Source organism: Acinetobacter sp. Li1LvA2 (assembly GCF_056156705.1).
Window position 1 is genome coordinate 462,553 of sequence record NZ_JBSICF010000003.1, and the last position, 13,134, is coordinate 475,686.

Below are 13,134 nucleotides of genomic sequence, written 5' to 3' on the forward strand. Positions count from 1 at the left end.
TTTCCTCGATTTTCTATTTTTTTGAATATTTTTTTAAAATCAAAAAATTAGTCTTTATTAGAAAAAAATAACTAATTCCTTATATTTAGAATTCATAAAATTATACCAATCGTTAAAAAATAATTATTTTTCACTAACATACTTCTCTCTAGAGATTAAATGCATTCTCAAGAAAGAGTATCATGGCACCAATTAAAGAATAATGAGCTTATTTTATGTCCAATTGGTTTCCAAAATGGCAGCCTTACCAAGGTGATATTGACCACCGACCGGTCTCTACCAACGAATATCTCCCTCCAGTTCAGAGTGCTATTTTAGGTATTCAACATGCATTTGCCATGTTTGGAGCAACTGTTTTAGCACCATTACTCATGGGCTTTAATCCTAACCTTGCCATTTTAATGTCTGGTATCTGTACCATCCTGTTCTTTTTAATTACGGGTGGTCGTGTTCCGAGTTACTTAGGCTCAAGTTTTGCATTTATTGGTGTGGTTGCAGCAGCAACTGGACATATTACAGGTTCAGGTGCCAATCCAAACCTTTCGATGGCTTTAGGTGGAATCGTAGCATGTGGTGTGTTTTATGCCATTATCGGTTTTATTGTGATGCTTACGGGTACACGCTGGATTGAAAAACTCATGCCGCCTGTGGTGACTGGCGCCATTGTGATGATTATTGGTCTAAACCTCGCACCCGTTACCATTAAAGGTGTTGCAGGCCAACCATTTGAAATGTGGATGGCCTTAATTACCGTACTTTGTATGGGTAGTATTGCAGTCTTTACGCGTGGCTTATTGCAACGTCTGCTTCTATTGGTCGGTTTAATTTTGGCTTATGCAATTTACGCTATCACCACCAATGGGCTAGGTTTTGGTAAACCAATTGATTTTAGTCAAATCTCACAGGCTGCATGGTTCGGTATTCCAAGCTTTTCACATCCTACTTTTGATACTAAGGCTATGCTAATTATTGCGCCAGTTGCATTAATTTTAGTGGCAGAAAACTTAGGCCATATTAAAGCTGTTGGTGCAATGACTGGCGAAAACCTGACACCACAATTAGGCAAAGCATTTGTTGCAGATGGTTTGGCAACGACACTTTCTGGTAGTGTTGGGGCGCCGGGGATGACCACTTATGGTGAAAACATTGGGGTCATGGCAGTCACTCGTGTGTACTCAACCATTGTATTTGTGATTGCTGGTGTCTTTGCTATTTTCTTGGGTCTATCTCCAAAATTTGGTGCGGTAATTAGTACGATTCCAAGTGCTGTCTTAACAGGCGCGTCTATTGTCGTGTTTGGTTTAATTACCATTGCCGGTGCAAAAATCTGGATTGAAAACAAAGTTGATTTTTCTAACAATAAAAATCTGATTGTTGCTTCAGTAACAATTATTTTGGGTGCCGGAAATTTTGAATTAATGTTTGGTAATTTCAATTTAGGTGGTATTGGTACCGCAACATTTGCAGCCATTATTCTAAATTGGTTGTTTAGTTTAAAAGATAAAACCTAAGTTCAAAAAGGCAGCGTAAGCTGCCTTTTTTCATTACGATTTAGTATGATGAATTTTTGCGTTTCAATACGTTCCTATCATGCGTTTTGATTTTTTTGATTTACAGTTGGTTCTTCATATTGTCTCGACTGGTAGCCTAACCAAAGGTGCAGACCGCTCTGCTATTTCACTTCAAGCAGCGAGCGAGCGTATAAAAAAACTCGAACAATATTTTGAGACACCCTTATTTATTCGCCAAACCACTGGGGTAGAACTCACCACAGCTGGACATGCTTTTGTAGAACATGCCCGTCAGCTTTTAGTACAAAAAGATCAACTCGAACAAGAAATGCAGCGGTTTAGGCACCCTACCACAGAGGCATTAACGCTTTGGTGTAACTCTTCTGCTCAAAGTGAATATTTGCCTACGTTATTACCGCAATATCTGGTGCTTCATCCAGAAATGAATATTGATTTACATGAGGCAGAAAGCTCAGAAATTGTAGATGCATTAACCCAAGGAATTGCGAGTCTAGGTCTAGTCTCAAGCTTTTTTGATACCCGACATTTGCAAACTAAGGAATTTGCGAGTGATTCGTTAGTTTTGATTTGCCCTACTACCCACAATTTAGCTCAATACCAAGAGCTGAATTTGGTAGAGGCTTTAAGCTATGGTTTTATTGGTCTTAAACCCCACCACTCTTTGCAACAGTCCATTGAAACTCAAGCTAAGCTATTAGGCTTTAACATACAGTACCGTTTGCGCCTACCTAACTTTAGTGCAATTGCTGAGGTTGTCGCCAAAGGTGTGGGAATTGCGATTATGCCAGCTCGTGCGGCACAGCGTTTGCAATCGGATTATGATTTTCATTCCATTCAACTGCTAGGTGCATGGGCAAATCGTAAACTACTTTTAGCCGCACAAAATTTCAATCAGCTGCCTAACAGTTACCAACAATTTGCAGATTTTTTATTACAGCATCGCCCTTAAACACTTGGCTTAGTGCAAAACCATATAAAGCCCTAATGACACCAAACCTATAAAAAAGATACGACGAAATAATTGCTCGTTGAGTCGATAGCGAATTTTTTTACCTAACCACATTCCAACGAGTGCAGCCACCAACGCAGCAAAAGATAAACGATAGTCCAGTGTTATTCCTGACATCGGGTTGTGATGTAAAAACACCGCAAGACAAATGGTAGACACCGTAAAAGTCAGTCCGAGAGCTTGTACCAGCTCATCACGTTTTAAATGTAAAGACTGCAAATAAGGAACTATCGGAATAATAATAACGCCTGTTGCTACGGTCACTGCCCCACCAATATAACCAATAATCGGCGATAGCCAACGCTCATGCTTCCCTAAGTGCGGAAGCTTTTTGACACATAGTCCATAAAGCCCATATAAGGCCAACATACAGCCTAATAAAATTTCACTACTCTGCCCATGGCTTTGACTTAAAGTCGGTAGAAAACTCCATATTGAACCGACTACAATGCCTACGAGTAAGGTCCAGAAACGGCGAATGAAAGCCCAGACATGTCCTTCAGCAAAAAGCTGCCAAACATTGGTGACCATTGAAGGAACAATGAGTAAAGAGGCTGCTTGAAAAGGACTCATTGCGATGGTGAGTAAGCCCATCGATACTGCGGGCAACCCTAGACCGATCATGCCTTTAATCATGCCAGCAAAGGCAAACACCACCATAATAATTGCTAGAAATGTCACTGTTTATCTCCGATTCCTTACAAGGTTATGCTACGGAAAAAACAGGCTTTGCCCTATTCTTGTTTTTAGGAGTAGGCCTCAATTAGAAGTTGAGGCCGTTTTGTATTTTTCTTCTAAAACATTACTAAAAATACTTTCAATCATCCAAACTCGGTACAAGCTATTAAATACATAACTTTGCCCATCAATACGCAACTCTAGAACTGGTAAATCAGGCTGATGCTTATCTTTGCAAAAAGCATCATTTTGTGCCAGAACAGCTGGCACATCCTGCTCGGTTAACTGCTCAATTCCCAGCTGCTGCTGTAATTCTTGGAAATGCTTTTGGAAAGATAAATCTTTGCCTTTTGTCCAAACCGCTTGCAAAATCGTAAAAATCGTATCGATTTGCTGATTTTCCTGCACACTATAAAAAAGCTTTGCCATTTCAAGCGTACTTTCTTCTGTAGGGCGGCAAAAAGGAGTAAAAGCGACGTCTGTTCGTTTAGAGACACGGGTTGCCAAACTCCAGTCAAACCAGTCTCGACCTTGATAACTCAAAGGATAAACTTTTAATTGAATGTCGTAATAATCAGCCAGTTCTTCCTTAATATAAGCAAGCAACAGCCAGCTCATTGGATCTTCTAAAGCAATATATATATCGAGTTCAGGACGAAGTGTCTGAATTTCGGTAAGTGCCTCAGCATCATTAATTAAATGCTCACGCCATTCGATATGATTAATTAAAAAGATCGGATTACCAGTCAGTAACTTTTGCTGCTTTAGACGACGAGTTAAACGTAATAAATCATCTACTGCATGATATTTACGTCCACCAAACTCAAAGTAAGCTGCTGGTACAGGCTCATCCGTAAAAATACGTTCTGAAAAATGTTGAGGAAGCTGATGTTTAACTGCCATGGCATGTAAAGTACGTAGCTTTCCGTATTGCTGCTGCCAAAGCATGTGAAAAATATCTTCAAGTAAATGTAAGAAATTCTGACCTTGTAATGGAGTTCTTTTTAATATGACAGCGGCTTGTTTTAAAGATTCTTGGCTTGGGATTTCTGGAAATTCATCAAAAGCAAAACGGTGTTGTTTGGCTAATATTTTGGCATCATTCAGACAATAATTTTGCCACTCTGTATGTGACATACCATTCGGAGGTTCAGAAGCCGTATGAGAAATAATAATTTTTAAAGGCTTAAGTTCATCACTTAAAATCTCATCGAGCTGAGATAGTTGCTGAACAGCTAAATAGCTATATACATCATCAAGTCGTAAATAAATACTTAAACCATTTTCCGTGGGTAACACCGCTTGACGTGAAGGTTTTTGGTAGAACCAACTCGATCGGATAGGGTCAAACCAACGGCGTAGCAGTGACATGAGAGTAGAGCCTCTAAAAAATAATCCTAAGCAAGACCAAAAAACTGCTTTGATCGCAGTACTAAGTGCCGCAGAAACTTCATATACAAAATGTTGTTGAAGAGCTCTGCTTACGCAAAACAAAAATCGTGTTATTGCATGTATTTCTGCATCGGTGAAGATTTTATCATCATTTTATGGCAAACCCATAGAATGACTTGCAACACCTTCATCTACAAGCCTATTTTTTCCAACAGATGTAAAAAATGCACCCATCAGCATGATAATAATTCATCATACAAATGGATGCATAGTTTCTATTCAATTAATAAAATTGAATATTTTATAGAACGCGTACAGCTCCTTTCGCTGCACTTGTTGTATGCATTGCATAAACTTTTAACGCTTTTGATACCTTACGTTTACGTTCTTCTTTCGGATGCCAGCCTTTCGCTTCTTGAACTGTACGACGGTGCGCCATAGTCGCATCATCAACGTTTAAGTGAATAGTACGGTTCGGAATATCGATTTCAATGGTATCGCCATCTTCTACCAAACCAATTGCACCACCTTCAGCAGCTTCTGGCGAAACATGTCCAATTGAAAGACCTGATGACCCCCCAGAGAAACGACCATCTGTCACCAATGCACAGTCTTTTCCTAAACCTTTCGATTTAAGGTAGCTGGTTGGGTAAAGCATTTCTTGCATACCCGGACCGCCACGTGGGCCTTCATAACGAATCACAACAACATCCCCAGCTTTAATATCATGACCCAAGATTGCATCTACAGCGGCATCTTGGCTTTCAAATACACGCGCTGTACCCGTGAATTTCAAGATCGATTCATCTACACCCGCAGTTTTTACAATACAGCCATCAAGCGCGATGTTGCCGTATAGAACGGCTAAACCACCATCTTTCGAGAATGCATGTTCTGCATTGCGAATAACGCCTTTTTCACGATCACCATCTAAAGTTGCATAGTAGCGATTTTGAGAAAACGCAACTTGTGTTGGAACACCACCTGGAGATGAGCGATAGAACTCATATACATCTGCATCTTCAGTACGAATAATATCCCACTTATCTAATGCATCTTTTAAAGTTTTCTCATGTACGGTTGGTAGTGATACATCAAGTAAGTTCGCACGATCAAGCTCACCCAAAATGGCCATAATGCCACCTGCACGGTGTACATCTTCCATATGAACGTCTTGTTTTGCAGGCGCTACTTTAGACAACACAGGCACTCGACGTGATAATTCATCAATATCGTCCATGGTAAAATCAACTTCTGCTTCACTCGCAGCAGCTAATAAATGTAGAACCGTATTGGTTGAACCACCCATTGCAATATCAAGCGTCATTGCATTTTTAAATGCAGCCTTTGTTGCAATTGAACGCGGTAAAATACTTGCGTCGTTTTGTTCATAATAGCGTTTAGCCAATTCAACAATAAGCTGACCCGCTTTTAGGAATAATTTTTTACGATTCGCATGAGTTGCAACAATCGAACCATTGCCCGGTAAAGATAAACCCAAAGCTTCTGTTAAACAGTTCATTGAGTTTGCAGTGAACATACCTGAACATGAACCACATGTTGGACATGCTGAACGTTCAAATTCCGCTACTTCTTCATCTGTATAACTTTCATCAGCCGCAACAACCATTGCATCAACAAGGTCAATCGCTTTTTCATCACCGCGGAACTTAACCTTACCAGCTTCCATTGGTCCGCCAGACACGAAAACAACAGGAATATTCAGACGCATCGCAGCCATGAGCATTCCCGGAGTAATCTTGTCACAGTTTGAAATACACACCATGGCATCTGCACAGTGTGCATTCACCATATATTCAACTGAGTCAGCAATCAAATCACGTGATGGTAGTGAATAAAGCATGCCGTCATGCCCCATTGCGATCCCGTCATCTACTGCGATCGTATTGAACTCTTTAGCAACACCACCTGCTGCCTGAATTTCTGCTGCGACTAGTTGCCCTAAATCTTTAAGGTGTACATGGCCCGGAACAAATTGAGTAAATGAGTTGACCACCGCAATAATCGGTTTGCCGAAATCCTCATCTTTCATTCCTGTTGCACGCCATAAGCCACGTGCGCCAGCCATATTTCTTCCGTGTGTCGATGTTTTTGAACGATAGTCAGGCATTAGTGTTTCCAACAAGTTGTGCTTGAGCGGAATTTCTCCCACTCTGGCTGAATGATACTGATATAGCGTTAGATCAGTCGGAATATTGACTCATCATCATAATTTGATCATTCTCCATTCTATAGAAGCAAATAATATTCGGAAAGCCAAGAACCGTAATAGTCAGTCAATATTTAGCAAAACTTACATGAATAATTTTTTATTTTTTCATAACCTTTTTTTATCAATAAAAGTTTTTCAATAATTTTTTGTTCACTATTTAAAAATCAAATCTCTCAATAGCTGTGAGTTTAGGGCTTCAAACGTTTTTCACGTATACTACCCATAAACTCTTTTTGGATTGCATTTGTGAAAATTATTTTTGCTGGCACCCCCGAATTTGCTGCAACAGCATTGGCGGCATTATTAAAAACTTCCCATGAAATTATCGCGGTTTATACTCAGCCAGATCGTAAATCGGGTCGTGGACAAAAACTAACGCCATCTCCTGTAAAACAGCTTGCACTTGAACATAATATTCCTGTCTATCAACCGCTTCATTTCAAAGCTTCAACTGAAGAAGGTTTAGCAGCTCAACAAGAACTGGCCGCTTTAGGCGCAGATGTCATGGTAGTTGCTGCCTATGGTTTGATCCTTCCACAAACTGTGCTCGATACACCGAAATATGGCTGTTTAAATATTCACGGCTCACTATTACCACGCTGGCGCGGTGCAGCACCAATTCAGCGTGCAATTGCAACGGGTGATGAAGAAACCGGAATCACTATCATGCAAATGGCAGCTGGTTTAGATACAGGCGATATGATGTATAAAACCTACTGTCCAATCATACCCGAAGATACATCAGCGACTTTACACGACAAACTAGCCGCTCAAGGTGCAATGGCAATTTGTGCGGTACTCGAGTCGGAAGAAACACTACAAAAATATTTAGCAGAACGCGAAGTTCAAGACGAAAGCTTAACGGTCTATGCACATAAATTAGTGAAATCAGAAGCTCGTATTGACTGGTCAACTGAAGCTGTGCAAATTGACCGAAATATCCGTGCATTTAATCCTTGGCCCGTCGCTTTTGTTCAACTTGATGAAAATAATGCGATGCGTGTTTGGAACTCAGCCACTTCTACTCAAAGCCAAGCAAATGCTCAAGCTGGTGAAATTATTGCAATCGATAAACAAGGCGTACACGTTGCTTGTGGTCAAGATTCATTTATTTGTTTGACTAGCGTGCAATGGCCGGGTGGTAAAGCATTGAATGCTCAACAAATTGCACAAACTCAAAAACTTCACGTAGGACAAATTTTGCCATGAGTCAGGTTACCTCAAATTCCTCACGTTTTAACCTGCGTGCTCAAGTCGTCCAGACATTATTAAAAGTCCAGCAAGGTCAATCGTTGGCTAGTATTTTAAATACACAGCTCAATCAAGTCGCAGAGCGCGATCGTGCTTTATTTCATGAGCTCGTTTTAGGTACATTGCGCCAATGGTTTGCTCTTAAATCAATTAGCTTACCTTTGCTGAGCAAACCTTTAAACAATGAGACAGTAGAAACCTGCCTATACGTTGGTCTTTATCAAGTTTTATGCACGCGTATTGCAGCGCACGCTGCCATCTCGGAAACAGTAGATGCGACTAAACAACTTGGGTTCCCTGCACTCAGTGGTATTGTAAATGCTATTTTGCGCCGAGCTACTCGTGAAACTGATGAGTTCGAGCAAGGTTTACAACAAGCACATGGCTTACCAAGTTGGCTTTTTAAACGCTTAAAAAAGGATTGGGGCGAACAAACCGAAGTGCTCTGCCAATCATTAAAACAAGTTGCGCCTTTAACCTTACGAGTGAACCAACGACATATTGGCCGTGATGCTTATTTAGCAAAATTACAGAGTTTAGAAATTCAGACACGTGCATGTACTTTGTCTGAAGCAGGTATTGTTCTTGAGCAATCTGTACAAATCACTCAGTTACCTGGTTTTGAACAGGGCTGGTTCTCTGTACAAGATGAACATGCGCAGCTATGTGCAACCTTATTGCCTGATTTAAACAATAAAACGATTATTGATGCTTGTGCTGCCCCCGGGGGTAAAACAGCTCATTTACTCGAAAATTTTACACCTGCTCAGCTTATTGCCATTGATCAGGACCCGAGTCGTTTAGTCCGTGTGACTGAGAATTTAAATCGTTTAGCACTCGATCAAAGCCACACTGAAATTCTGGCTGCGGATGCAACCCAATGGGTGCCTGCACAGCCAGTAGACTGTATTGTGCTCGATGCACCCTGCTCTGCTACAGGAGTTATTCGTCGTCATCCTGATATACGCCTATTGCGCCAATCTAGCGATATAGCTCAAACTATTGAACTGCAAAAGCAAATCTTGAATCACATGTGGCAACAGCTTAATGTTGGAGGCACATTGCTCTATATTACCTGTTCAGTTTTAAAAGCTGAAAATGAACATCAAATGATAAATTTCTTTGCAGAACATACTGATGCGAAAGAAGTTAAAATTGAAGCGAATTGGGGACTTGAACAAATTCATGGCCGACAATTATTACCGCAAGCACAATCTGGCGATGGATTTTATTATTGTAAAATTCAAAAAATTGCATAAAAAAAGCAGGCTTAAAGCCTGCTTTTTTACTCGATCAGCCTCAAAGTGTGTGCTGATCTTTTACTTCATCTAAAACGTTATCTAACTCTTCAGGATGTTTTGTTAAATGTAAGATGGATAAAGCTAATCCACCCCATACAAACACCATTGAAATTACCATCATTACGATTGCTGAAGTATTCATTATTCTATCCTCCTAGCGATCTTTCATTTTACTTAACACGATAGCAACAACTGCACAGAAAATCACACTGCCCCAGCCGAATATACCTTGTAAGCTCATACTATAAGTGTCATAGCCATTTTTGATCAAATTAAATACAGTCATACTAAGTGTAGTTAACAAGATTAATGATGTAATGACTGTTAAAGTGAAATCCCACCCCTTACCTAATTGAATCGTTGAAATACTATTGATGTGATCACGCAATTTAACCAAAGCAGAACGGTTAAACCAAACAATACAAATAATCGATATGAAGGCACCACCCACAATACCAATATTGTTGATAAAGTGGTCAACGATATCAACTAGCTTAATTGCGTTTACACTTGAGAATAAAATAATTGATACAAGCGCACTACCACCACCAATAATGGTTACAGCCTTCTTACGGCCCCACTTCAACTTATCTTGCATTGCAGCAATAGGTACTTCCAAAATACTTACCATCGAAGAAATACCAGCAACGAATAATGAAGAGAAGAACAAAAGACCAAATAAATCAGCACTTTCTCCTAAGCTTGAAATGATTTTCGGGAATGCAATAAATGCTAGACCGATACCGCCACTTACAACATCTTTAACTTCTGTACCCGCAGCATGTGCCATAAAGCCTAATGCAGCAAAAATACCGATACCAGCCAAAATTTCAGTTGATGCATTAGCAAAACCAACAATTAAACCAGAGCCCGTTAAATTCGTTTTAGGTTTCAAATATGATGAATACGTCACCATGATTCCGAAACCAACAGATAAAGAGAAGAAGGTATGACCATAAGCAGCTAACCAAACTTTATAGTCCATCATTGCCGACCAGTTTGGCGTAAAGAAAGCATTTAGGCCTTGAGCTGCGCCTGGTAAACGTAATGATTGAATCACTAAAATAGTGAAGAGAATGAATAATAGAGGCATGAAAATCTTATTTGATAACTCCACCCCTTTTTTCACACCACCATAAAGAATGATTAAAGTAAGCGCCCAAATACCAACAATTGGCCAGAATAAATGACCTACAAACTGTAAATCAAAACCAGTTGCTTTTGTGGTTTGCAAATAAGTATTAAAGAAGAAACCTTCTGGATCACTTCCCCACATTTGACCAATAGAGAAGTAAACATAACTACCAGCCCAAGTGAGTACACTTGCATAGTACAAACCAATAATGATACAGACACAAACCTGCCACCAACCTAATGTTTCCCCGCCTTTAAATAAGGCACGATATGCTTTAGGAGGTGAACCAGTACTACGATGCCCTACCGCATAATCTAAAAATAGTAACGGTAAACCAGCAGTAATGAGTGCTAGTAGATAGGGAATAAGAAACGCACCACCACCATTTTCATAAGCAACGTATGGAAAGCGCCAAATATTACCTAAACCTACAGCCGAGCCAACGGCTGCAATAATAAAACCAGATCGTGACGTCCAGTTTTCACGAGAATCTGTCATAGAACACCTAATGTTAAAAGATTACTTATTTTTACTGCTATTGTTGATTGTTATTCCGCATGCAAAAAAAGAACCAAAAAATACTTTTGTGTTTGTAGAAAATAAAATGAACCTTTTGAGTATTTTTATTCCCTTAACAAACAAGCAAAAATAGAAAATTCTTCCTTAAAGATTTTTGTCCATTTTTTGCCCCTATATAGCTGAACAATACCTGTTTTTATTTCTTTTTACTGTAATTTCCGTCAGAAATTTTACGAATTTTCTGAGTTTTTTTCACAATTGGTTATTTTTCAGCTGATATTTACGTTCTACTACTTGTAGATCAATATTTTTATTTAATGACATTTTCTTCCAACTCTTAAAAAAGCGTCCTTAATTACTCTACTTCTCCACTAATTTATTCATACCTCTCTGATTTTTCAAATTAGACTTAATACCCTCATATAATTAAATGACAAAATTTATACTAAAATTTTTAGCTAATCAGAATCTCCCAAATTAAAAATCTAATAATAATCATTTGAAATAAATAAACTTTTTCTCTGTATAAAAATTTATTCCTATTATACGTACCAGATCTTTATTTTTTATCAATGCATCAGTAGCAAGATGTCTATATGATGCGCTCAAAGATTTCTTTTATGCGGATGTAAAAATGAAAAAATTAAAAATATCTTTATTAACGCTCGGGATGGGCTTAAGTGGCTTTGCTCAAGCAGACTTTGTAGGAGTAAAGGGAGATGTCGGCTACTGGTTTTATGATGGTAAAGCGAATATGTCATCTCAATTTCCCGACGATCAAGATCTAGATCAAAAAGGCAGTGCTCAAATCTCATTAGCAGTAGAGCATCCAATTCCATTTATTCCAAATGCAAAAATTCGTTACGTAAATTTAGATACTCAAACTAAATCGGAAACTTTGGGTCAAGCCAACTATAAAGTTGATTTGGATCATAGCGATTTTATCCTTTACTATGAGTTACTAGACAATATTGTGAGTGTAGATGCTGGACTTGGTGCAACTGTACTAAATGGTGATATTACTGCTTATACGGGTAAACGCGTGGATATTGATAAAACATATCCTATTGCTTATTTATCTGGTGAAGTTAAACTTCCATTTACAGGCTTAAGTGCTAAAGGTGAAGCAACCTATACAAACTTTGATGATGCACGAATCACAGATGCATTAGCAGAAGTAAAATATAAATTTGCAGATAATTTACTCATTGATCTTGGTTTAACAGCAGGATATCGCGTACTCAACATTGATTTAGATGACTACGATAATAATGACCTTAAGTTTGAATTTAAGGGTCCGTATATCGGTTTAGAAGCCCATTTCTAACTTGGCACGGATTCGAAGTTTTCTTCCTATATAAAAAAGGACTCTTATAAAGTCCTTTTTTAATTAGCCCATGCCTACATAACCTGAATATTTTCGAATTCTTTGGCACCACGCTTGAATATTTGGATATAGCTCCAAATCAAAACCACCTTCCTCCGCAACATGCGTGTATGCATATAAGGCAATATCAGCAATAGTTAATTGACTTCCAACAAGATAGTCATGCTTTACTAAAGCTTTATCCATAATAGATAGTGCTTTATGGCCTTTCGGTTGTAAATTATGATATTCCTCTATTCTTTCTGGTGGTAATCCTAAATATTTATTAATAAAACGAGCAACTGCAATAAATGGTTCATGACTATACTGTTCAAAGAACATCCACTGATACATTTTTGCTTTCGTATAGGAATCTGTAGCAATAAACTCTGTTCCCTCCGCCAGATAACCTAAAATAGCGTTAGATTCACTTAAAACACGACCATCATCTAGAACCAGTACAGGTATTTTTCCATTAGGATTTAAGAATAAAAAATCTGCTGTTTGAGTGTCTTTTTTTAAAATATCAATATGGACCCATCTATGTTTAATATTTAATAAGGAAAGTAATAGTTTAACCTTATAACAATTCCCTGAACCTACATCACCATAAATTATCATAGATGCTTTTCCCTTGTTATTCATATTTAAGTATGTAATTTTCTTATTATTTATAGCATGAATCTTTCATAATATTTTCAGTTTTATTTTTTCTCAT

The 13,134-nt window shown here is 38.6% G+C and carries 11 protein-coding genes; 5 read left to right on the plus strand and 6 right to left on the minus strand.

The genetic code is table 11. The features are described from left to right. Positions 1–215: 215 nt before the first annotated feature. Positions 216–1,511: a solute carrier family 23 protein gene (locus ACS604_RS09480; RefSeq protein ID WP_004790247.1), complete on the plus strand. Its 1,296-nt coding sequence runs from the start codon at positions 216–218 to the stop codon at positions 1,509–1,511. Positions 1,512–1,590: 79 nt separating this feature from the next. Continuing rightward, positions 1,591–2,481, plus strand: a complete 891-nt coding sequence (locus ACS604_RS09485) for a LysR family transcriptional regulator (protein ID WP_004790249.1) — start codon at positions 1,591–1,593, stop codon at positions 2,479–2,481. Between the two features lie 9 nt (positions 2,482–2,490). On the opposite strand, the gene ACS604_RS09490 is transcribed toward ACS604_RS09485, so the two are convergent. From ACS604_RS09490 to ilvD, 3 genes are all read right to left on the minus strand, one after another. Continuing rightward, positions 2,491–3,222: a sulfite exporter TauE/SafE family protein gene (locus ACS604_RS09490; protein WP_004790251.1), complete on the minus strand. Its 732-nt coding sequence runs from the start codon at positions 3,220–3,222 to the stop codon at positions 2,491–2,493. 78 nt (positions 3,223–3,300) lie between these two features. Then, positions 3,301–4,590: a hypothetical protein gene (locus tag ACS604_RS09495; RefSeq protein ID WP_004790253.1), complete on the minus strand. Its 1,290-nt coding sequence runs from the start codon at positions 4,588–4,590 to the stop codon at positions 3,301–3,303. 322 nt (positions 4,591–4,912) lie between these two features. Next, positions 4,913–6,742, minus strand: a complete 1,830-nt coding sequence (gene ilvD, locus ACS604_RS09500; RefSeq protein ID WP_151963688.1) for a dihydroxy-acid dehydratase — start codon at positions 6,740–6,742, stop codon at positions 4,913–4,915. A 348-nt stretch (positions 6,743–7,090) separates the two neighbouring features. Between ilvD and fmt the strand changes: the two genes are divergently transcribed. Together fmt and rsmB are read left to right on the plus strand one after the other, a co-directional pair. Next, on the plus strand, positions 7,091–8,053 hold the full coding sequence (fmt, locus tag ACS604_RS09505; RefSeq protein ID WP_174730788.1) for a methionyl-tRNA formyltransferase: 963 nt from the start codon (positions 7,091–7,093) through the stop codon (positions 8,051–8,053). Beyond that, entirely contained in the window at positions 8,050–9,354 is a 1,305-nt protein-coding gene (rsmB, locus tag ACS604_RS09510; protein WP_474771445.1) for a 16S rRNA (cytosine(967)-C(5))-methyltransferase RsmB, read from the plus strand. The genes fmt and rsmB overlap by 4 nt, the downstream gene beginning before the upstream one ends. 40 nt (positions 9,355–9,394) lie before the next feature. On the opposite strand, the gene ACS604_RS09515 is transcribed toward rsmB, so the two are convergent. Both ACS604_RS09515 and ACS604_RS09520 read right to left on the minus strand, forming a co-directional pair. Next, entirely contained in the window at positions 9,395–9,538 is a 144-nt protein-coding gene (locus ACS604_RS09515; protein WP_174730794.1) for a methionine/alanine import family NSS transporter small subunit, read from the minus strand. Between the two features lie 12 nt (positions 9,539–9,550). Further along, positions 9,551–11,029, minus strand: coding sequence for a sodium-dependent transporter (locus tag ACS604_RS09520; protein ID WP_474771447.1), 1,479 nt, complete (start codon positions 11,027–11,029; stop codon positions 9,551–9,553). 655 nt (positions 11,030–11,684) lie between these two features. Here ACS604_RS09520 and ACS604_RS09525 point away from each other — a divergent pair. Continuing rightward, positions 11,685–12,377 (plus strand): TIGR04219 family outer membrane beta-barrel protein, encoded by a 693-nt coding sequence (locus ACS604_RS09525; RefSeq protein ID WP_474771449.1) that lies wholly within the window; start codon positions 11,685–11,687, stop codon positions 12,375–12,377. 63 nt (positions 12,378–12,440) lie between these two features. On the opposite strand, the gene ACS604_RS09530 is transcribed toward ACS604_RS09525, so the two are convergent. Then, on the minus strand, positions 12,441–13,037 hold the full coding sequence (locus tag ACS604_RS09530) for a glutathione S-transferase family protein (RefSeq protein WP_004790266.1): 597 nt from the start codon (positions 13,035–13,037) through the stop codon (positions 12,441–12,443). Positions 13,038–13,134 lie beyond the last annotated feature (97 nt).